Genomic DNA, 20,070 nt, shown 5'->3' with positions numbered 1-20,070 from the left:
GGTCCGTCCTCCTTTGCGCAGCGCCATGGGATTCTCGGCGTCTTGCATAACTATGATATGATAACATATTTTTCCTGCCATCGCCGCAGTCCAGTCACTCACCCAAGCCGGTGCAGTCGCCGGTTGAAGCCCCACGCCGCGGCGACCAGCAGGAAGCCTGTGACCACAAAGATCCAGCTGATTGGAATCTGATCGGCCAGCGGGCCGTACCCCAGCATCGCGATGGGATAAATTCCCGTTGAGAGAATCTGCCACAGGGAAAACACGCGCCCCATCATCTGCGGTGCCACGGTTTCCTGAATGTAAATGGTCTGCGCGGCAGTCAGAATCGGGTAGAAAATGCCCGAGACAAACATGAAAAACAGGTATAGCCAAAATGGCTCCCGCAGGCCCATGGCCGCAAACGCCAGTCCAGAACCGGCCATTCCCAGCGCGATCACCCGAATTTTGTCAGGCAGGTGCTGGTGAAGCGCAATGTACAGCCCGCCGAGGCTCGCCCCGACCGTCCACGCCAACTCGTTAAACGTCAGGTTCCACACGCCGTGGCCAAAGGTCCGGTTAACGTAAAGGGTTGACAGCTGCGAAGAAGGCGCGATTAGGACAAAGGCGACGACGGTGAACAACAGAAACGCAGTCAGCGCCGGCACCTGTTTGACGTAACGCAGCCCGCCGAGGATGGCATGTTGTTCCGGCGCCGCCGCAGCCACTTTTGCCACCCGGATTGTGGCCAGGGACAGGACTGCCAGCAGTGCAGTCCCGGCATCGACGATGAAAATCCAGATCATGCCCAAGTCGCTCAGAATGTACCCGGCCAACAGCGGGGAGACCAGCAGCATGGCTGACTGAACGATTTGGTTGAGGCCGTTCATCCGGGTGACTTGGTCTTTAGGGACTAGCTGCGGCAACAAGGCATTAGCCGCCGGCGTCTGCAGGCCGTTGCCAACCGAGCGAATCGCTGAAATGGCCAGCAGCAGCCACAGCTCGCGGCTGTGCGAAAGATACACCAAGGCCAGCGCAAATGTCGCCGCCGACACGCCGCTGGCTGACCCCATGATCAGCCAGTTGCGCCGCCACCGGTCAGCCCACACACCGGCAAAGGGGGCCACCAGCAAGGCTGGCAAGGCCCCTGCAAGGGACGCATACGTCATCCAGGCCCCAGAGGACGTCACCAGCGCAATGTGCCACAGAACGGCAAACACGACCGTTGAGGAGCCGAACACAAACAAGTTGGCGCTGAATAAGTAAGCTGCCGCACCGAATTGCCATTGTTGTGGGTGACCCATGTCGCCGCCTCCTTTAGATGTTGTCTATTTTGCCGTTCTTGTCCGCAAATTTCAAACGCACCGCCTCACTGGCGCAACAAAGCCCCCGGCCACACCGGCCAGGGGCTTTGTTGAAGCGAAGACACAAAAAAAATCATTTGAGATGGAGACACCGGTTGCCCGATGCTCTCAAGCTAGACTCGGCAAAGCCTGACGGCCTCAGGGCCAAAGCCCCTACCAAGATGGCAGCCAACATCGTAACGCTCCATCGATCAAATGATCAAAGTGAACCGGCCACAAGGGTCGCTTCGGTTTTAGATTTTTTGAATTGGTAAAGCGAAACGCTTAAACCAGTTCGATGATAACCATCTGTGCTGCGTCACCGCGGCGCTGATTGGTCTTCAAAGTGCGGGTGTAACCACCGTTGCGTTCTGCGTAGCGCGGGGCTACGTCAGCAAACAACTTCTGCAAAGCGGACTGAACGACAACCGTGTCGCCGTCTTCCTTTACATCGGCGATCGTGTTCCGCAGGAAAGCAGCAGCCTGACGACGGGCGTGCAGGTCGCCGCGCTTGCCGAGCGTGATCATCTTGTCAACGGTAGAACGAATTTCCTTGGCGCGGGCTTCGGTCGTCGTGATGCGTTCCTTAACGATCAAGTCGGTGGTCAAGTCGCGCAGCAGCGCTTTACGCTGAGAACTGGTGCGCCCTAATTTCCGGTAGCTCATGGATTGGCCTCCTTTTAAGTATTAGTCTTCCTTACGCAGGCTTAAGCCGAGATCAGAAAGCTTGTTTTTAACTTCTTCAAGCGACTTGCGGCCCAAGTTGCGGACCTTCATCATATCGGCTTCGGTCTTGTTGGTCAGCTCCTGAACCGTGTTGATTCCAGCACGCTTCAGGCAGTTGTAGGAACGAACGGACAAGTCGAGCTCTTCGATGGTCATCTCGAGCATCTTTTCCTTGTGGGTTTCTTCCTTTTCGACCATGATCTCCGCATTCTTCGCCGAATCGGTAAGATTGACGAAGATGTCGAGGTGTTCCGTCAGGATCTTCGCGGCCAAGCTGATCGCTTCGCGCGGTGAGATCGAGCCGTTGGTCCAGACGTCCAGCGTCAACTTGTCGAAGTCATTACGCCGGCCGACACGAGTGCTTTCGACCTGATAATTGACCCGACTGATCGGGGTAAAAATCGAGTCGATCGGCAGCACGCCAATCGGCATGTTTTCGGTCTTGTTCTGATCCGCAGCCACGTAACCACGACCGGTGCGAACGGTCATGCGAACATGGAAGTGGCCCCCTTCAGCAACAGTGCAAATGTACTGTTCGGGGTTCAATACCTCAACATCAGCATCAGTGACGATATCGGCGGCGGTCACAGTGGCCGGGCCATCAACGTCGATCTCGACGGTCTTATCTTCATCCGAATGCATCTTCAAAGCGAGCTTCTTGATGTTCAGGATGATCTGGGTCACGTCTTCAAGCACCCCATCGATCGTGCTGAATTCATGCAGCACGCCATCGATTTGGATGTTGGAAACCGCCGCACCCGGCAAGGAAGAAAGCAGGATCCGCCGAAGCGAATTGCCCAATGTGGTCCCGTAGCCGCGTTCGAGCGGTTCAACCACAAACTTACCGTAGTTGGTGCTTTCGTCAACCTTGGTGATGTTCGGCTTTTCAAATTCGATCATCTAGTCTGTACCCCTTTCAAAACGAGAAGTGAACGTTGCCCAAACTTGAAATGGTGGGGTAACAATTACACACGACGACGCTTTGGAGGACGAGAACCGTTATGCGGCACTGGGGTCACGTCGCGGATCGCGGTCACTTCAAGACCAGTTGCTTGAAGGGAACGGATCGCAGCTTCACGGCCGGAACCTGGGCCTTTAACAGCAACTTCAACAGACTTCATGCCGTGCTCCATGGATTCCTTTGCAGCGGCTTCAGCGGCCATCTGCGCAGCATAAGGCGTGGACTTACGAGAGCCCTTGAATCCAAGGACCCCTGCAGAGGACCAGGCAATCGCGTTACCGCGAGGGTCGGTGATCATGACCAACGTGTTGTTGAACGTGGAATGAATGTGCGCAACGCCGGCTTCAACGTTCTTGCGAACACGGCGCTTGCGAGTGGTTTTTCTAACTGCCATCGAATGCTAACCTCCTTTATGCTTTCTTCTTACCGGCAATGGAAACTTTCTTCCCCTTGCGAGTACGTGCGTTGTTCTTCGTGTTCTGACCACGAACGGGCAGGCCACGGCGGTGACGCATGCCACGGTATGAACCGATTTCCTGAAGCCGCTTGATGTTCAGGCTGACTTCACGGCGCAGATCGCCTTCAACTTTAACGTTGTCGACGGCTGCACGGATCTTGTCCTCCTGGTCAGGGGTCAGGTCTTCTTCGCGGACGTTCTCAGGAACGCCGGCTTCTTTCAGGATCTTCTTGGCGGTCGTGTTGCCGATCCCAAAAATGTAGGTCAGCGCGATGACGATTTGCTTGCCGCGGGGCAAGTCAACACCTGCGATACGAGCCATATGATGACACCTCCTAATTTAGTGAATTATGAACCTTGGCGTTGCTTGTGCTTTGGGTTAGCAGAGCAGATGATCATGACGCGGCCATGCCGACGGACGACCTTGCAGTGCTCGCACATCTTTTTAACAGATGGACGTACTTTCATGATTGATTAGCCTCCTCTTGGAAAAACGCAGCGAGAACTGCGCTCTGGTCTGGCAATACGCGCAGCCGGCAGAACCGGCTGAACGCTTTACTTGAAACGGTACGTGATCCGGCCCTTGGTCAGATCGTATGGAGACAATTCAACGGTCACCTTGTCGCCTGGCAAGATGCGGATGTAGTGCATCCGAATCTTCCCGGAGACATGGGCAAGAATCGTTGCCCCGTTTTCAAGTTCGACTTTGAACATCGCGTTCGGTAACGTATCGACCACGGTGCCCTGGATCTCGATCACATCGTCTTTTGCCACGAAATAAATTCCTCCTAATTGTCTGGATCACACGCGAAAACGCGGTGAGGGCAAGCCCTCAGCGCATACCGCGACATTGTATCATAAATCGACCCGTTTGAAAACAGTCAGGCCGTGGCTGCAGGCTAGTTGAGTTTTTTCAAGACCGCTTGGATGTCAGCGAACACCAGATCGATGTCCTGATCCCCGTTGACGGTGAAGAGCAAGTTGCGCTTTTGATAAAAATCAATCAGCGGCGTGTTCTCCTCGATGTTGACCTTCAGGCGATTCTTCACCGTTTCCGGCTTGTCGTCATCGCGCTGGAAGAACTCGTGGCCGCCGCAGCGGTCGCAAGTTCCCGGCACCTTGGTCGGGTTGTACAACTTGTGGTAAGTCGCTCCGCAGTTGCTGCAGATGTAACGGCCAGACAGCCGCTCCACCAGCACTGCTGGTTCAACGTCGATGTTGATCACGGCGTCAAGCGGCTTGCTTAAGTCCTGGGTGATGGTTTCAAGCGCTTCGGCCTGAGCCAGCGTACGCGGAAACCCATCGAGCATGAAGCCCTGATCGGTATCCTTTTGCGCAAGCCGCTCCTTGACCATGCCTTCAACGACCGAATCTGGAACCAGCTGACCTTGATCGATAAACCCCTTGGCCTGCTTGCCCATCTCCGTGCCGTTGGCCATCGCTTCGCGGAACATGTCCCCGGTGCTGATATGAGCGACGGGATACGCATCTTCGATCCGCTCCGCCTGCGTGCCCTTACCAGCGCCTGGCAGTCCCATTAAAATCAGATTCATGGTTTCCTCCTAATTCTTCACGAGGTCGTCGCGGATAAACCCGACGTACTCGCGCTTCATCAGTAACCCATCGAGCTGGCGGACCAGTTCGATCGCCGTCATGACGACAATCAGCAGGCTAGTCCCACCAAGGCCAATGCTTTGAGGCAAGCCCCAAAGGTTCGCTGCCAGCTGTGGCAGCAGGGCCACGAAGCCGAGGAACAACGCCCCCACCGTCGACAGCCGCATCAACACACGAGAAAGATACTTTTCAGTTTCCTTCCCGGGCCAAACGCCTGGGATATACGATCCTTGCTTGGTCAGATTCTCCTGCACTTTTTCCGGGTTAACCTGGACGAAAGCGTAGAAGAACGTGAACAGGACGATCAGGATCGTATAAATGATGACGCCTGGCGTGCTTTGCATGTTGAAGACGTTGGTCATCGTGTCATACCAGCCTTGGCCCTGGAACCGTTTGGCGAAGGCCATCAGAATGGTTTGCGGCGTGATGATGAACGAACTGGCAAAAATGACAGGAATGACCCCAGCCACGTTAACCTTCAGCGGCAGGTAGCTTTCACTACCGGAAGCCGCCACCCGGCGCGTGTACTGAATCGGAATCTTGCGGTTGGCCTGCTGAACCCAGGTGACAAACGTCACGACCAGCAGGACCACAATGGCCAGTGCAACCAGGAACAAAATGCCCTGCCACCGATCAGCGGCAGTGTTGTTCGTGATGTTGTCCTTCCACAAGGAAGCCAGCCCACTTGGCAGACGGGCAATGATGCCGGCAAAGATGATCATTGAGACCCCATTGCCGATCCCCTTGTCCGTGATCTGCTCGCCCATCCACGTCAGAAGCATGGTGCCCCCAGTCAGGATGATGCCGATGATCACGTATGTGGTGATCGTCGGATTGGCGACCAGCCCCAGTGCGGAAAGCTGCTGGAACCCAGCCGTAATGCCAACCGCCTGGAAGAAGCCGAGGAAAATGGTCAGGTAACGGGTGACTTGGTTCAGCTTGCGCCGACCAACTTCCCCTTGCTTACCCCATTCCACGAACTTCGGCACAATATCGGTCTGCAACAGTTGAACCACAATTTGAGCCGTAATGTACGGAGAGACCCCCATTGAGAAGATCGAATAGTTGGCCAACCCGCCACCGGAAACGGTGTCGAGCAGGGAGATCAAGCCGGTCGATCCGACCTGCGTCAAGGCCTTAGCATTAACGCCAGGCACTGTGATCTGCGCCCCTAGTCGATAAACCAGCAAAACGCCCAAGGTAAAGAGGATCTTGTTGCGGATATCCTTGACCTTAAATGCGTTAACGAGGGTTTTCAGCATTAGATCACCTCAAGCGAACCGCCTGCTGCTTCGACTGCGCTCTTGGCAGTTTCGGAAGCCTTGTTAACTTTAACGGTCAGCTTCTTGTCCAGCTTCCCGTTACCCAACAGCTTAACGCCGTCTTTTTCGTTTTTAACTAAGCCGGTTTCGACCAACAGAGTTGGTGTTACTTCCGTGCCTTCGTCAAACCGGTTGAGGTCTTCAACGTTCACGATGGCAAAGACTTTGCGGTTGATGTTCTTGAAACCGCGTTTTGGCATCCGCCGGAACAGTGGCATCTGGCCACCTTCGAACCCGAGCCGGGTCTTGCCGCCCTGACGAGCCAATTGGCCCTTAGTCCCTTTGCCGGCCGTCTTACCCTGACCGCTAGAAGTCCCGCGGCCAACACGCTTCCGTGCTTGACGCGCACCGTCATTTGGCTTTAATTCGTGTAACTTCATTCGTGTGGCACCTCCTTTTTGCGAAATAGATTAATCCTTGACTTCTTCAACGGAAACCAAGTGGGAGATCTGGAAGATCGCACCGCGTGTTGCGTCGTTGTCAGGCTTCACGACTGAGCTGTTGACACGGCCCAGACCCAATTCCTTAACAATCTTGCGTTGCTTTGGCAACCGGTGAGCAGCACTGCGGGTCAATGTAATTTTTAATTGCGCCATGATGTGCCCTCCTAGTTTTGTTCTTGCAAGTGCGATACTGATACGCCGCGGAGTTCAGCCACTTCCTGAACGGTCTTGAGCTGAGTCAAGGCGTCCATCGTCGCGCGAATCATGTTGATTGGCGTGTTGCGGCCAAGGGACTTGCTAGTCACGTCTGAGATCCCAGCAAGTTCCATAACGGCACGAACCGCGCCGCCGGCAGCAACCCCGGACCCTTCAACGGCCGGCTTAAGCAAAACTTCACCGGCGCCGAAGTGACCAATCGCTTCGTGAGGAATCGTGGTACCAACGATCGGCACTTCGATCAGATTCTTCTTGGCGTCGTCGACCGCTTTGCGGATTGCTTCTGGCACTTCCTGGGCCTTACCGGTCCCGAAGCCGACGTGGCCGTGCTTGTCGCCAACGATTGCAATACTTGCAAACCGACGACGACGACCACCTTTGACAACTTTGACAACTGGGTTGATCGATACGACGCGGTCTTCCAAGTCGAGTTGGTTTGGATCAATGTATGATGCCATGGATTGGTTTTCCTCCTTCTTTGTTAGAATTCAAGGCCGTTTTCGCGAGCCGCTTCAGCGAGCGCCTGCACGCGACCATGATAGAGGTAACCACCACGGTCAAAGACCACTACTTTGTGACCGGCGGCAACAGCGCGCTTAGCGACCAATTCGCCAACCTGCTTTGCCTGCTCGGTCTTGTTTGCGTCATCAGATACTTCTTTATCGAGAGTGGAGGCACTTGCTAGCGTCACACCCGCTACGTCATCAATTAATTGCGCGTAGATGTTTTTATTTGAACGGAAAATGTTCAAGCGTGGGCGCTCGCTCGTACCAGAAATCTTACCCCGGACGCGTGCGTGACGCCGTTGCCGGGTCTTGTTTTTATCTGGCTTGGAAATCACAATGTTCACTCCTTTGATTAGCTGCTTGAGGCGGTGATGGATCAGGCGCTCGCACAAAGCGGACGGCCTGATGACGCGGCCCCAGGCGCATAGACACGGGCGATGATCGCCCATACGTTATCAGTAAGACTACTTACCAGTCTTACCTTCCTTACGCCGGACGTATTCGTCGACATAACGGATCCCCTTACCTTTGTAAGGTTCAGGCGAACGAACCGCACGGATCTCGGCGGCCCATTGGCCAACGACCTGCTTAGAGATCCCAGAAACCGTGATCTCCGTGTTGCTTGGCACGTCGAAGTCGATTCCTTCTGGCGGGGTCATCTCAACTGGGTGAGAGTAACCGACGTTCAGGATCAGCTTGTTGCCTTGCTTTTGTGCACGGTAGCCGACCCCGACCAGCTTCATGTTTTTCTTGAAGCCATCGGTGACACCCACGATCATGTTGTTCAGGTTGGCGCGGGTCGTCCCGTGCAGCGCCTTGAACGAATCGTCGGGACGGTCGAACTTGATCTCGTTGCCGTCTTGCGTCATGGAAATTTCTGGGGCGAAGTGGCGAGTCATCTCACCCTTCGGGCCCTTCACGGTGATGTTTTCGCCGTCGACGGTGACTGTAACGCCAGCCGGCACGGTGATTGCTTTATAACCAATACGACTCACTTGGAGGCACCTCCTTTTTAAAGTTTTATCTTACCAAACGTAGGCGAGTACTTCGCCGCCAACGTTCTTCGCGCGCGCTTCCTTGTCGGTGATCACACCTTCAGGAGTGGAGAGGATGGCGATGCCCAGGCCGTTTAGGACCTTCGGCACAGCGTCAGCCTTCACGTAGGAGCGCAGGCCAGGCTTAGAGATGCGCTTCAAGCCGGAAATGACGCGTTCGTTGTTCTTCCCGTACTTCAGGAAAACACGAATAACGCCTTGCTTGTCATCCTCGATCACTTCGTAATCACGGATGAAGCCTTCTTGCTTGAGGATCTCGGAAATGTTGATTTTCATCTTTGATGCAGGTACGATCAGCGATTCGTGGCGCACCATGTTGGCGTTGCGAATGCGAGTCAAGTAATCTGCGATTGGATCGGTCAAGACCATTGATTTAACCTCCTTTGACTGGGTTTCGGTTTACCAGCTAGCTTTGCGCATACCAGGAATTTGACCGGCATGAGCTAATTCACGAAGGCAAATCCGGCAGAGTTTGAACTTACGGTAAACAGAGTGCGGACGACCACAACGTTGGCAGCGTGTGTATTCTTGCACTGCGAACTTTGCAGGCCGGTTGTTTTTCACGATCATCGACTTCTTAGCCAAGTGTGACCCTCCTTTATTTAGCGAAAGGCATGCCGAGCTGCTTCAGCAGTTCGAGGCCTTCCTCGTCAGTATTTGCAGTCGTAACAATGACCACGTCAAGGCCGCGAACGCGGTTGACCTGATCGTAATCAATTTCAGGGAAGATCAATTGTTCCTTCAGGCCCAGGGTGTAATTGCCCCGGCCGTCGAAGGACTTAGGAGAGATCCCGTGGAAGTCACGAACACGTGGCAGGGAGACATTGATCAGCTTGTCCAGGAAGTCATACATACGCTCGCCGCGCAGGGTGACCTTGGCACCGATCGACATGCCTTCACGCAGGCGGAAGTTCGCGATGCTCTTCTTCGCCTTGGTGATCAGCGGCTGTTGGCCGGAGATCTGCGCCATTTCGGCAACGGCTTCGTCCATGAGCTTGGCGTTTTGTGTTGCATCGCCGACCCCCATGTTCAAAACGATCTTCTCAACGTGCGGAGTCTGCATCGTGCTCTTGTAGTTGAACTTCTCTACCAAAGCCGGTGCGATCTCCTTGTTAAAACGTTCTTGTAAACGATTTGCCATCTGGGATTAGTCCTCCTTCCCGTCAGTTTTTGCAGGAGCAGCAGCAGTGGTCAGTTCCTTGCCAGATTTCTTGGCAATGCGTGACTTCTTGCCGTCCTTGATTTCAAAGCCAACGCGGGTCGGCTTATTCGTTTCTGGATCCAGCAGCATTACGTTAGAAACGGCAATGGCTGCTTCCTTGTCCACGATCCCGCCTTGCGGGTTCGCGTTGTTAGGCTTTTGGTGTTTCTTGATCATGTTGACGCCTTCGACGATGACCTTGTCTGCCTTAAGCAGCACCTTGGTTACCGTACCTTCTTTGCCAGCGTCTTTACCACGCATGACCCGAACTTTATCACCAGTCTTGATTTTCATGTCGCACCTCCTATTTGGTCAGAATGATTAAAGGACTTCAGGCGCTAAGGAAACGATCTTCATGAAATCGCCGTCACGCAGTTCGCGTGCGACTGGTCCAAAGATACGAGTCCCCCGTGGGCTCTTGTCCGCGTTGATGATGACCGCGGCGTTTTCGTCGAACTTGATGTACGATCCATCAGTACGGCGGGCACCCGACTTGGTGCGCACGATGACGGCCTTGACCACATCGTGGAGCTTGACAACGCCACCTGGTGTAGCCTGTTTTACGGTTGCCACAACGACGTCGCCGATGTTCCCAGTCTTACGGTATGAACCGCCAAGCACTTTGATCACCAGCAACTCGCGGGCACCAGAGTTGTCAGCGACTTTAAGACGACTTTCTTGTTGAATCACGGGTTGGTCCTCCTTTCAAACGTATTTAAATTAAATACGAACTGCCTTTTCGACCACGTTCAATAAACGGAAACGCTTGTTGCGAGACATCGGACGAGTTTCCATGATCTGAACCAGATCGCCGACTTTTGCGACATTTTCTTCATCGTGTGCATAGTACTTCTTCGAGTACTTCACACGCTTGCCGTATACCGGGTGCGTCTTCGTCGTGTTGACTTGGACGGTGATCGTCTTGTCCATTTTGTCAGAAACAACACGGCCTTGATAAACTTTACGAGAATTACGTTCTGCCAAGGTGATAGTCTCCTTTCCGTTTATTTCTTCAGTGACTGCTGACGCAGGACCGTTTTGATCCGCGCAATGTTCTTGCGCACTTGCTTCAGCCGAGCAGTGTTCTCCATTTGGCCAGTCGCCTGTTGAAAGCGCAGGTTGAACAGCTCTTCTTTATACTGCTTTTCTTTGTCGAGCATTTCCTCTGTGGTTAATGCAGCGATCTCTTTAGCCTTCATTAGATTGCTCAGCTCCTTCCGAACGAGAAATGATCTTGGTACGGATTGGAAGCTTGTTGGAAGCGAGGCGGAGAGCTTCTTTGGCAACGGCCTCAGGCACGCCACCGACTTCAAACATCACTTTTTCGCGCTTTACGACTGCGACCCAGCCGGATGGCGCGCCTTTCCCGTTACCCATACGAACCCCAACACCTTTAGAAGTGTAGGACTTCTGAGGGAAGATCTTGATCCAAACTTTCCCGCCACGCTTCATGTAACGGGTCATTGCAACACGGGCAGCTTCGATCTGACGGTTAGAAATCCAGTGGGATTCCAGTGCCTGCAGGCCGTAATCGCCAAAGTCGACGTTCTTGCCGCCCTTAGCTGCGCCACGCATCTTGCCGCGAAATTCGCGACGGTGCTTCACACGCTTAGGTACTAACATGGGTTACTTTCCTCCCTTCGCAGCTGGCCGGTTTGGCTTATCCGGCAAAATCTCACCGCGGTAGATCCAGGTCTTGATCCCGATCTGGCCGTAGGTGGTGCGAGCTTCTTCCCAGGCGTAGTCAATGTCTGCGCGCAGGGTGTGCAGCGGCACGGTGCCTTCAGCGTAATGTTCGCGCCGGGCAATATCCGCACCGTTCAACCGACCAGCAGCTTGCGTCTTGATGCCCTTGGCACCGGCACGCATAGTGCGCTGCATCGCCTGCTTCATCGCGCGACGGAAAGCCACACGCTGTTCAAGCTGAGCGGCGATGCTTTCGCCAACCAGCTTGGCATCCAGGTCAGGCTTTTTGATCTCGACGATGTTGATGTGAACCTTACGACCGGTGAGGTCATTGAGCTGCTTACGCAGGCTCTCGACCTGAGCGCCGCCCTTGCCGATAACCATACCCGGCTTTGCGGTGTGAATCGAAATGTTCACGCGGTTTGCGGCCCGTTCGATCTCAATGGTCGAAACAGAGGCGTCCGCAAGCTTTTTGTTGATGAAGTTTCGGATCTTGATGTCTTCGTGCAGGTAAGTGGCGAAGTCTTTTTCGGCATACCACTTGGATTCCCAATCACGGATGACGCCAACTCGGAAACCGATTGGATTAATTTTCTGACCCACGCTTAACCCTCCTTTGTGGCTTTCTCAGCAACGGTCACAGTGATGTGACTCGTACGCTTGTTGATTGGTGATGCTGAACCCTTTGCCCGCGGACGGAACCGCTTCAGGGTTGGGCCTTCATTAACGAAGGCTTCCTTGACGTAAAGGTTCTGGGCATCAAGGTCAAAGTTGTGTTCTGCGTTCGCGATGGCGGACTTCAGAACCTTGGAAATAATTGGAGAGCCCGCGCGCGGCGTGAAGTCCAAAATGGCAATAGCTTCCGCGACGTCGCGGCCGCGGATCAGATCGATCACTAGGCGCGCCTTGCGAGCCGCGATTCGAACTGTGTTAGCCGTCGCCGTAGCAGACGTGATTTCTTCAGCCATGAATCATGTGCTCCTTTCTTAGCGTGCCGCTGTTTTTTTGTCGTCCTTGGCGTGACCATGGAAGGTCCGTGTCGGAACGAACTCACCCAGCTTGTGACCGACCATATCTTCTGAAATGTAAACTGGGACGTGTTTGCGACCATCGTAAACGGCGATGGTGAACCCGATGAAACTCGGGAAAATGGTAGAACGACGAGACCAGGTCTTGATGACCGTCTTCTTGTCGTTATCCTGCTGCGCATCGATCTTTTTCATCAGATGTGCATCGGCGAACGGTCCTTTTTTAAGACTGCGACCCATTGTGTGACCTCCTTTATTCGGTGTAATTCAAAGTTAAAATTACTTGTTCTTACGGTGACGCACGATGAACTTCTCGGACTTAGCCTTGTGATCACGCGTCTTCTTACCCAAGGTCTTCTTGCCCCATGGGGAAAGAGGTGATGGGCGCCCGATTGGTGCTTTACCTTCACCACCACCATGCGGGTGATCGTTAGGGTTCATAACTGACCCACGGACGGTTGAACGGAAGCCCAACCAGCGCTTGCGGCCAGCCTTACCAATGCTGATCAGTTCGTGCTGCTCGTTGCCCACGGCACCAATCGTGGCGCGGTTAACGGCGAGGATCATGCGCACTTCACCAGAGGCCAGGCGAACCGTGACGTACTTGCCGTCGTCGTTCTTACCCAGCAGCTGAGCAGAAGCACCGGCGGAACGAGCCAGTTGGCCGCCCTTGCCAGGCTTGAGTTCAACGTTGTGGATCGTGGTCCCATCAGGAATGTTCTTCAGCGGCATTGCGTTGCCCGGCTTGATGTCGGCAGTCTCGCTGGAGACGATCTTGTCGCCAACCTTCAGACCCTTCGGCGCGAGGATGTAGGACTTAACCCCATCTTCGTAGTGAAGCAGTGCAATGTTTGCGGTCCGGTTCGGGTCGTATTCGATCGCCTTAACGGTCGCGACCACGTCGTCCTTGTTCCGCTTGAAGTCGATTGTCCGGTAATACTGCTTGTGGCCGCCGCCGCGATGACGCACGGTGATGTGACCTTGAGCATTGCGCCCAGCAGTGTGGCTCTGACTTTCAAGCAGCGTCTTTTCCGGCTTGGTCTTGGTGATCTCGGCGAAGTCTGAACCAGACATGTTCCGCCGGCCGTTTGACGTTGGTTTGTATTTAATGATGCCCACGCTTGTTTCCTCCTATCTAAAAGTTTTTAGTCTTCAAAAATCTTGATGTCTTTAGAATCAGCGGTCAAGGTCACAACAGCCTTGCGGCGCTTGCGCGTATAACCCACAAAGTTCCCTTGGCGCTTCTTTTTACCGCGTACGTTCGCGATGTTGACCTTGGCGACTTGCACGTCGAAGATTTCTTCAACGGCACGACGCACAGCAGTTTTCTCGGCGTCACGAGCAACTTCGAAGGTGTACTTCTTGTTGTCCATGTCGGCCATGGTCTGCTCGGTCACGATCGGGCGCAGGATGATGTCGCGTGCTTCAGCCATTATGCCAGCACCTCCTCAATCTTTTGCAGTGCAGATTGGGTCAGGATCAGTTTGTTGTAGTCTACAACATCCAATACGTTGATCCCGTCTGCGGCGATCGTCTTGACGTTTGGCAGGTTGCGTGCAGCCAGGGCCGCATTGTCATTGCCATCTTCAAGAACGACCAGGGCTTTTTCATTGACCTTCAAAGCTGCCAAAGCAGCCGCGAAGTCCTTGGTCTTGGGCTGGTCAAAAGCCAGGCCATCGACCACGATCAGGTCCTTGTCAGCAAGCTTCTGCGCAAGCACAGACTTGATTGCCAACCGAGAAACCTTCTTGTTGATCCGGTAGCTGTATGAACGTGGGGTCGGTCCGAAGACAATCCCACCGCCACGCCACTGCGGACTGCGGATCGAGCCCTGACGAGCCCGGCCAGTCCCTTTTTGGCGCCACGGCTTCTTGCCGCCGCCGGAAACAGCGGAACGGTTCTTAACGGCGTGAGTACCTTGACGAAGGGAAGCGCGTTGCATCAGCACTGCGTCAAACACGGCGTTTTCGTTCGGTTCGATAGCCCAGATCGTGTCGTTAAGATCAACGGTGCCGTTTTCTGTGCCGTCTTGCTTGAATAAAGTAACGTTTGCCATTAGTTATGTCCTCCCTTCGGTTTATTTAGCCGCTGCTTTAACAGCGGAACGGATAGTCACGAACGACTTGTTGGCGCCTGGAACGTTGCCCTTGATGAGGATAACGTTGTGGTCCAAGTCAGCCGAAACGACGGTCAGGTTCTGCATGGTGCGAGTGTGATTACCCATCCGGCCAGGCAGCTTCTTACCCTTGAACACCTTGTTAATAATGGCGCCAAGAGAACCGGGACGACGGTGGTAACGAGAGCCATGGGCCATTGGGCCGCGGCTTTGGCCGTCCTTCTTAATGTTCCCCTGGAAACCGTGTCCTTTGGAGATGCCGGTGACGTCCACGATGTCGCCAGCTGCAAATTCATCGGCCTTAATTTCCTTGCCGACTTCGTAATCGCTAAGCGCTACATCACGGATTTCCTTAATGAAGCGCTTAGGGGTCGTGTCCGCCTTCTTGGCGTGACCGACGCTTGGCTTGTTGCTAAGTACTTCACGCTTGTCACCGTAGCCCAGCTGAACTGCTTCGTAACCGTCAGATTCAACGGTCTTGACTTGCAGGACAACGTTAGGCGTTACATCGATGACGGTCACGGGAACAAGTTCGCCGTTATCCGTGAAGACTTGCGTCATGCCAATTTTCTTACCTAAGATTCCTTTACGTGCCATGGGTACACCTCCTAGTTCTTATAGATTAGAGTTTGATTTCAATGTCGACGCCGCTTGGCAGGTCGAGCTTCATCAGCGCGTCCACAGTCTTCGGGGTCGGGTTAACGATATCGATCAAGCGCTTGTGTGTGCGCATTTCGAACTGTTCCCGAGAATCCTTGTACTTGTGGGGAGAACGAAGCACCGTGTAGATGGTCCGTTCTGTTGGCAGTGGGATCGGGCCTGAGATCGACGCACCTGTGCGCTTTGCGGTCTCAACGATCTTATCTGCTGATTGATCTAGAATCCGGTGTTCGTAAGCCTTGAGCCGGATCCGAATCTTTTGTTTTGCCATTGTGTAACCTCCTTCGTCTATTATCATTAGTAGACTAGCTCCGTGAAAATTTCCGTCATGCCCCCGTGGCAAAGCGGCCGGGCGTGTCGCAACCTCTCACATCCACGCTATCCTGACCCAACCATGGGTCAAAAGTGCACAGTCTGCCCTTAAGCAAACAGCACTCTTGATAGTATACAAAAAAGCCCCCGGTATAGCAAGGCTTTTCTGCGAATTGGTGAAACTTTTTCAGCGTGTAAAAGCGATGAGACCGGCCTTTATTCGGACCCATGACGAAGCCTACCTGATGGTTTTTCAGGTTGGCAGGTTGTCTTGACAGGATGCTTTCAGGCCCGTACAGTGAAGCTAATCATTTGCAGGAGGAAAAAATATGCCAAAAGCTTTACTGATCATTGATTATACAAATGACTTTGTCGCCCCGCAAGGCGCCCTGACTGCTGGTGCTCCGGCCCAAGCAATCGAAGGCCGCATCGCTGCCCTAGCCGAACAGTTTCGGGCGGCGGGAGAGTTTGTCTACCTGCCGACCGACGTGCACGTTCCAGGTGACCCGTACCATCCGGAAACCAAGCTGTTCCCGCCGCATAACGTGCGCGGCACCTGGGGCCGGGAACTGTATGGCAGCTTGCAGCCGTGGTACCAGCAGCACCAAGGCGAACAAAACGTCACCCTCTTTGACAAAACGCGGTACTCCAGCTTTGCCGGCACGCCGCTGGACCTTTGGCTGCGCGAGCGGGCGGTTGACGAACTGCACCTCGTGGGGGTCTGCACCGACATCTGCGTGCTTCACACAGCCGTGGATGCCTACAATCTCAACTACCCCATTGTGGTCCATCAAGACGCCGTTGCCACCTTCGTCCCTGGCGGCCAGGCATGGGCGCTGAATCACTTCAAAACGGCACTGAACGCCACGTTGGTGTAATCTAATCATCTTTATACTGAATACTGGAGCAGCCTTCAAGGCTGCTCCTTTTTGGTCAAAAAAAGAGCTGCCAGAACCTGGCAACTCTTCTTGCAGCGCGGCAATTAAGCCTCGCCACCGTTTTTCTTGATAATCTCAGCCTGGATCGACTTCGGCACAGCCGTGTAGTGATCGAAGGTCATGGTGAAGGTCCCACGACCCTGAGTCGCAGAACGCAGCGTCGTCGCGTAGCCGAACATTTCAGCCAGTGGCACCATGGCATTGACCAGCTGGGCATTGCCGCGCTGCTCCATGCCTTCAACGCTGCCGCGGCGAGCGTTGATCTGGCCCATGATGTCCCCAAGGTATTCTTCAGGGGCAACGACTTCAACGTGCATGATCGGTTCGAGAATAACCGCACCGGCATCCTTTACCGCGTTGCGCAATGCAAGACTTGCGGCAACTTTAAATGCGGCTTCGGAAGAATCGACTTCATGATACGACCCATCATAAAGCTTGGCCTTGACGTCGATCAGTGGGTACCCGGCCAAGACGCCATTCTTCATGGCATCCTTCAGCCCTGCTTCAACCGCTGGGATGTATTCACGAGGCACGACCCCACCGACGATGGCGTCTTCAAACTCGAAGCCTTTGCCTTCTTCGTTCGGGGTGAACTCGATCCAAACATCACCATACTGCCCTTTACCACCGGACTGACGAACGAAGCGTCCTTCTGCCTGAGCGGTCTTGGTGAAGGTTTCACGGTACGCGACTTGTGGTTCGCCGATCTTCGCGGCAACCTTAAATTCACGCTTCATCCGGTCGACCATGATGTCCAAGTGAAGCTCGCCCATGCCGGCAATCAGCGTTTCACCAGTTTCTGGGTTGGTCTCGGCCTTGAAGGTCGGGTCCTCTTCAGAAAGCTTTTGCAGCGCAACATCCAGCTTGTCCTGATCTTCCTTAGAATCTGGCTCGATGGAAACCTGAATCACTGGTTCCGGCACTTCGAGGGATTCGAGGATCAGCGGGTGGTCAACAGAGGTCAACGAGTCACCAGTAGTGGTGTTCTTCAACCCGATGGCCGCGGCAATATCACCAGAGAACACTTCCGGAATTTCTTCACGGTGGTTCGAGTGCATCTGCAGCAGACGACCAACACGTTCACGGTTGTTCTTGGAGGCATTCAGCACATACGAGCCGGCTTCCAAAGTCCCACTGTAGACCCGGATGTAGGTCAGACGACCAACGAACGGGTCAGTCGCGATCTTGAACGCCAACGCCGCGAAATCCTTGTCATCGCCGGCGCGCAGTTCAACTGGCTCGCCGGTGTCGGGATCTTTCGCGTTGTAAGGCTTCACGTCCAGCGGTGATGGCAGGTAGTCAACAACCGCGTCCAGCAGCATCTGCACCCCTTTGTTCTTGAAGGCAGAGCCCGCAAGCACTGGGAAGAATTCCAGATTGATGGTGGCTTTACGGATGGCGGCTTTGATCTCATCATTTGAGATCTCTTCGCCTTCCAGGTACTTGTCCATGATGCCGTCGTCAACGTCGGCGACCGCTTCAATCAGGTCAGCACGGGCTTGTTCAGCCTCGTCCTTCATATCGTCTGGGATATCAACGACGTCCCATTCGGTCCCGAGTTCGTCTTCGTCGTACAAGTCGGCCTTCATTTCGATCAGGTCGATGATGCCCTTAAAGTTGTCTTCAGCGCCGATTGGCAGCTGAACCGCATGGGCGTTTGCCCCCAGGCGATCGTGCAGGGTCTGCACGGAGTACTTGAAGTCGGCACCAATCTTATCCATCTTGTTGACGAACACGATCCGCGGTACCGCATAGGTTGAAGCCTGACGCCAGACGTTTTCGGTCTGCGGCTCTACGCCGGACTGACCATCGAGAACGGTGATCGCACCGTCAAGGACACGCAGGGAACGTTCAACTTCCATCGTGAAGTCAACGTGTCCTGGGGTGTCGATGATGTTGATCCGGTTGTCCTTCCAGAACGCAGTCGTTGCCGCACTGGTAATGGTGATCCCACGTTCCTGCTCCTGCGCCATCCAGTCCATCTGTGAAGCCCCATCATGGGTTTCGCCGATCTTGTGAATCTTCCCGGTGTAGTACAGGATACGTTCGGTCGTGGTCGTCTTACCGGCGTCGATGTGGGCCATGATCCCGATGTTACGGGTCCGGTCCAGCGGAAATTCACGCTTGTTGGCCATGTGAAAAGTTAACTCCTCTCAATAATTGTAACTGTCTAATTTTAGAAAAATGCTGGATAAAAGAAGTGGCTACTATAGCCCAACGGATATAATAGCCAACCTTCTTACCAACGATAGTGAGCAAACGCACGGTTGGCGTCAGCCATTTTATGCGTATCTTCACGCTTCTTCACGGCCGCCCCGGTGTTGTTCGCGGCGTCCATGATCTCACGTGCCAAACGTTCGTCCATCGTGTGCTCACCGCGGGCGCGGGAGTACTGCACGATCCAGCGCAGACCCAAGGTCGTGCGCCGGTCCGGACGAACTTCGATCGGCACTTGATAGTTAGAACCGCCGATCCGGCGCGCCTTAACTTCAAGTACCGGCATAACATTCTTCATCGCTTCTTCAAAGACGTCGACTGGCTCGTTGCCAGTTTCCTTCTTGATGATGTCGAAGGCGTCGTACAGGATCGTCTGCGCCTTGCCGCGCTTCCCATCGACCATCAAGTGATTGATCAAGCGAGTGACCAGCTTAGAATTGTAAACTGGATCAGGTAAAACATCGCGTTTTGTAACATTGCCTTTACGTGGCATGCTGATTGCCTCCTCTTCCTAAATACCGCACAAAGCGGATAGTGACTACTTCTTCGGACGCTTTGTACCGTACTTGGAACGGCTCTGCATACGGCCGTCAACGCCGGCGGTATCGAGGGTCCCACGAATGATGTGGTAACGGACACCAGGCAAGTCCTTCACACGGCCGCCGCGGATCAAAACAACCGAGTGTTCCTGCAAGTTGTGGCCGATCCCAGGAATGTAAGCTGTGACCTCAATGAGGTTCGACAGACGAACACGCGCGTACTTACGCAAAGCTGAGTTTGGCTTCTTCGGTGTCATGGTGCCGACACGAGTGGCCACCCCACGCTTTTGCGGTGCTGGGTTGTTGGTCAGCGACTTCTTCTTACTGTTGTAACCGAAGTTCAGGGCTGGAGAGTCCGACTTCGTTACCTTACTTTTACGACCTTGGCGTACCAATTGGTTAATGGTTGGCATTCTAAGGTTCCTCCTTCCTGATTCTGACAGATATACGGTTTAAGTCCACACATCCAGGCGGTTCTTTTTTTGAAATAAAAAATGGCCGGCCCAGCGGCGAAGTGGTATTTCACCAGCTCGACGTCCGGGCAAACCCGAATTGACTGGAAAAAAGCACCTTTGATAGTGTACTATCTTCGCCCAGAGCATGTCAAGGAGAACTCCCATCGTTTGCGGAATGTTGTAGTTCGCCAGCGATAATGTCGTAGGTAAGTGGTAAGGCATTATGTCGCACTTCAGTCTCCTCTCTGGCATCATAGATGCTTTAGGAGGAGATCATCTATGAGAAAGGTTCAGCT

34 protein-coding genes are annotated in these 20,070 nt (G+C 54.0%); 1 reads left to right on the top strand and 33 read right to left on the bottom strand.

The features are described 5' to 3' along the window. Positions 1-98: 98 nt before the first annotated feature. From EKM86_RS09185 to rpsJ, 30 genes are all read right to left on the bottom strand, one after another. Positions 99-1,283, bottom strand: a complete 1,185-nt coding sequence (locus EKM86_RS09185; RefSeq protein WP_125757243.1) for an MFS transporter — start codon at positions 1,281-1,283, stop codon at positions 99-101. A 324-nt stretch (positions 1,284-1,607) separates the two neighbouring features. After that, positions 1,608-1,988: a 50S ribosomal protein L17 gene (gene rplQ / locus EKM86_RS09180; RefSeq protein ID WP_125757241.1), complete on the bottom strand. Its 381-nt coding sequence runs from the start codon at positions 1,986-1,988 to the stop codon at positions 1,608-1,610. 21 nt (positions 1,989-2,009) lie between these two features. Beyond that, entirely contained in the window at positions 2,010-2,948 is a 939-nt protein-coding gene (locus EKM86_RS09175; protein ID WP_056989965.1) for a DNA-directed RNA polymerase subunit alpha, read from the bottom strand. A gap of 65 nt (positions 2,949-3,013) precedes the next feature. Then, positions 3,014-3,403, bottom strand: a complete 390-nt coding sequence (gene rpsK / locus EKM86_RS09170) for a 30S ribosomal protein S11 (RefSeq protein ID WP_054663879.1) — start codon at positions 3,401-3,403, stop codon at positions 3,014-3,016. 16 nt (positions 3,404-3,419) lie between these two features. Next, positions 3,420-3,788 (bottom strand): 30S ribosomal protein S13, encoded by a 369-nt coding sequence (rpsM, locus tag EKM86_RS09165; RefSeq protein ID WP_125757239.1) that lies wholly within the window; start codon positions 3,786-3,788, stop codon positions 3,420-3,422. 26 nt (positions 3,789-3,814) lie between these two features. Further along, positions 3,815-3,934, bottom strand: a complete 120-nt coding sequence (rpmJ, locus tag EKM86_RS09160) for a 50S ribosomal protein L36 (protein WP_082397753.1) — start codon at positions 3,932-3,934, stop codon at positions 3,815-3,817. An 87-nt stretch (positions 3,935-4,021) separates the two neighbouring features. Further along, complete coding sequence (gene infA, locus EKM86_RS09155) at positions 4,022-4,240, bottom strand: translation initiation factor IF-1 (protein ID WP_054663875.1); 219 nt, start codon at positions 4,238-4,240, stop codon at positions 4,022-4,024. 125 nt (positions 4,241-4,365) lie between these two features. Beyond that, on the bottom strand, positions 4,366-5,019 hold the full coding sequence (locus tag EKM86_RS09150; RefSeq protein ID WP_125757237.1) for an adenylate kinase: 654 nt from the start codon (positions 5,017-5,019) through the stop codon (positions 4,366-4,368). A 9-nt stretch (positions 5,020-5,028) separates the two neighbouring features. Beyond that, positions 5,029-6,342: a preprotein translocase subunit SecY gene (gene secY / locus EKM86_RS09145; protein ID WP_125757235.1), complete on the bottom strand. Its 1,314-nt coding sequence runs from the start codon at positions 6,340-6,342 to the stop codon at positions 5,029-5,031. Further along, positions 6,342-6,782 (bottom strand): 50S ribosomal protein L15, encoded by a 441-nt coding sequence (rplO, locus tag EKM86_RS09140; RefSeq protein WP_125757233.1) that lies wholly within the window; start codon positions 6,780-6,782, stop codon positions 6,342-6,344. Before rplO ends, secY begins: the two co-directional genes overlap by 1 nt. Positions 6,783-6,812: 30 nt before the next feature. After that, a complete protein-coding gene (gene rpmD, locus EKM86_RS09135; RefSeq protein ID WP_054663864.1) occupies positions 6,813-6,998 on the bottom strand; it encodes a 50S ribosomal protein L30 in 186 nt (61 codons plus the stop codon). 11 nt (positions 6,999-7,009) lie between these two features. After that, positions 7,010-7,519, bottom strand: coding sequence for a 30S ribosomal protein S5 (gene rpsE, locus EKM86_RS09130; protein WP_125757231.1), 510 nt, complete (start codon positions 7,517-7,519; stop codon positions 7,010-7,012). A gap of 23 nt (positions 7,520-7,542) precedes the next feature. Beyond that, on the bottom strand, positions 7,543-7,902 hold the full coding sequence (gene rplR, locus EKM86_RS09125; RefSeq protein WP_125584629.1) for a 50S ribosomal protein L18: 360 nt from the start codon (positions 7,900-7,902) through the stop codon (positions 7,543-7,545). A 129-nt stretch (positions 7,903-8,031) separates the two neighbouring features. Then, entirely contained in the window at positions 8,032-8,562 is a 531-nt protein-coding gene (gene rplF / locus EKM86_RS09120) for a 50S ribosomal protein L6 (protein ID WP_125757229.1), read from the bottom strand. A gap of 30 nt (positions 8,563-8,592) precedes the next feature. After that, on the bottom strand, positions 8,593-8,991 hold the full coding sequence (rpsH, locus tag EKM86_RS09115) for a 30S ribosomal protein S8 (protein ID WP_125757227.1): 399 nt from the start codon (positions 8,989-8,991) through the stop codon (positions 8,593-8,595). A 30-nt stretch (positions 8,992-9,021) separates the two neighbouring features. Then, on the bottom strand, positions 9,022-9,207 hold the full coding sequence (locus EKM86_RS09110) for a type Z 30S ribosomal protein S14 (RefSeq protein WP_054717680.1): 186 nt from the start codon (positions 9,205-9,207) through the stop codon (positions 9,022-9,024). Between the two features lie 13 nt (positions 9,208-9,220). Further along, positions 9,221-9,763, bottom strand: coding sequence for a 50S ribosomal protein L5 (rplE, locus tag EKM86_RS09105; RefSeq protein WP_125757225.1), 543 nt, complete (start codon positions 9,761-9,763; stop codon positions 9,221-9,223). Positions 9,764-9,769: 6 nt separating this feature from the next. Then, positions 9,770-10,117 (bottom strand): 50S ribosomal protein L24, encoded by a 348-nt coding sequence (gene rplX / locus EKM86_RS09100; RefSeq protein WP_125757223.1) that lies wholly within the window; start codon positions 10,115-10,117, stop codon positions 9,770-9,772. A gap of 27 nt (positions 10,118-10,144) precedes the next feature. Beyond that, entirely contained in the window at positions 10,145-10,513 is a 369-nt protein-coding gene (gene rplN / locus EKM86_RS09095; protein WP_125757221.1) for a 50S ribosomal protein L14, read from the bottom strand. A 30-nt stretch (positions 10,514-10,543) separates the two neighbouring features. Then, complete coding sequence (rpsQ, locus tag EKM86_RS09090) at positions 10,544-10,807, bottom strand: 30S ribosomal protein S17 (protein WP_054663840.1); 264 nt, start codon at positions 10,805-10,807, stop codon at positions 10,544-10,546. A 20-nt stretch (positions 10,808-10,827) separates the two neighbouring features. Continuing rightward, a complete protein-coding gene (gene rpmC, locus EKM86_RS09085) occupies positions 10,828-11,022 on the bottom strand; it encodes a 50S ribosomal protein L29 (RefSeq protein WP_054663838.1) in 195 nt (64 codons plus the stop codon). Next, positions 11,012-11,446 (bottom strand): 50S ribosomal protein L16, encoded by a 435-nt coding sequence (rplP, locus tag EKM86_RS09080; protein ID WP_054663835.1) that lies wholly within the window; start codon positions 11,444-11,446, stop codon positions 11,012-11,014. The genes rpmC and rplP overlap by 11 nt, the downstream gene beginning before the upstream one ends. Before the next feature lie 3 nt (positions 11,447-11,449). After that, positions 11,450-12,112 (bottom strand): 30S ribosomal protein S3, encoded by a 663-nt coding sequence (gene rpsC, locus EKM86_RS09075; RefSeq protein ID WP_125757219.1) that lies wholly within the window; start codon positions 12,110-12,112, stop codon positions 11,450-11,452. 2 nt (positions 12,113-12,114) lie between these two features. Further along, the gene (rplV, locus tag EKM86_RS09070; protein ID WP_054663830.1) at positions 12,115-12,477 is read right to left on the bottom strand and encodes a 50S ribosomal protein L22; all 363 of its coding nucleotides are present in this window, start codon (positions 12,475-12,477) and stop codon (positions 12,115-12,117) included. Positions 12,478-12,495: 18 nt separating this feature from the next. Beyond that, a complete protein-coding gene (rpsS, locus tag EKM86_RS09065; protein ID WP_125757217.1) occupies positions 12,496-12,777 on the bottom strand; it encodes a 30S ribosomal protein S19 in 282 nt (93 codons plus the stop codon). Positions 12,778-12,816: 39 nt separating this feature from the next. Then, on the bottom strand, positions 12,817-13,656 hold the full coding sequence (rplB, locus tag EKM86_RS09060; RefSeq protein WP_125757215.1) for a 50S ribosomal protein L2: 840 nt from the start codon (positions 13,654-13,656) through the stop codon (positions 12,817-12,819). A gap of 26 nt (positions 13,657-13,682) precedes the next feature. Then, complete coding sequence (gene rplW / locus EKM86_RS09055) at positions 13,683-13,970, bottom strand: 50S ribosomal protein L23 (protein WP_056989969.1); 288 nt, start codon at positions 13,968-13,970, stop codon at positions 13,683-13,685. Then, complete coding sequence (gene rplD / locus EKM86_RS09050; protein WP_054663827.1) at positions 13,970-14,593, bottom strand: 50S ribosomal protein L4; 624 nt, start codon at positions 14,591-14,593, stop codon at positions 13,970-13,972. The genes rplW and rplD overlap by 1 nt, the downstream gene beginning before the upstream one ends. A gap of 21 nt (positions 14,594-14,614) precedes the next feature. Further along, the gene (gene rplC / locus EKM86_RS09045) at positions 14,615-15,250 is read right to left on the bottom strand and encodes a 50S ribosomal protein L3 (RefSeq protein WP_125757213.1); all 636 of its coding nucleotides are present in this window, start codon (positions 15,248-15,250) and stop codon (positions 14,615-14,617) included. Between the two features lie 25 nt (positions 15,251-15,275). Continuing rightward, positions 15,276-15,584 (bottom strand): 30S ribosomal protein S10, encoded by a 309-nt coding sequence (rpsJ, locus tag EKM86_RS09040; protein WP_054663821.1) that lies wholly within the window; start codon positions 15,582-15,584, stop codon positions 15,276-15,278. A 370-nt stretch (positions 15,585-15,954) separates the two neighbouring features. Here rpsJ and EKM86_RS09035 point away from each other — a divergent pair, with 370 nt between their 5' ends. Beyond that, positions 15,955-16,503 (top strand): cysteine hydrolase family protein, encoded by a 549-nt coding sequence (locus tag EKM86_RS09035; RefSeq protein WP_125757211.1) that lies wholly within the window; start codon positions 15,955-15,957, stop codon positions 16,501-16,503. Between the two features lie 104 nt (positions 16,504-16,607). On the opposite strand, the gene fusA is transcribed toward EKM86_RS09035, so the two are convergent. The 3 genes from fusA to rpsL form a co-directional block, all read right to left on the bottom strand. After that, a complete protein-coding gene (gene fusA / locus EKM86_RS09030) occupies positions 16,608-18,698 on the bottom strand; it encodes an elongation factor G (protein WP_125757209.1) in 2,091 nt (696 codons plus the stop codon). A gap of 104 nt (positions 18,699-18,802) precedes the next feature. Continuing rightward, complete coding sequence (rpsG, locus tag EKM86_RS09025) at positions 18,803-19,273, bottom strand: 30S ribosomal protein S7 (RefSeq protein ID WP_054663812.1); 471 nt, start codon at positions 19,271-19,273, stop codon at positions 18,803-18,805. A 45-nt stretch (positions 19,274-19,318) separates the two neighbouring features. Continuing rightward, complete coding sequence (gene rpsL / locus EKM86_RS09020; protein ID WP_125757207.1) at positions 19,319-19,732, bottom strand: 30S ribosomal protein S12; 414 nt, start codon at positions 19,730-19,732, stop codon at positions 19,319-19,321. Positions 19,733-20,070: the final 338 nt, after the last annotated feature.

This window comes from Lacticaseibacillus hegangensis (assembly GCF_003946465.1).
Lineage (GTDB): Bacteria > Bacillota > Bacilli > Lactobacillales > Lactobacillaceae > Lacticaseibacillus > Lacticaseibacillus hegangensis.
The sequence above is the reverse complement of the archived record's forward strand: the minus strand, read 5'-3'. Positions and strand labels throughout refer to the sequence as shown.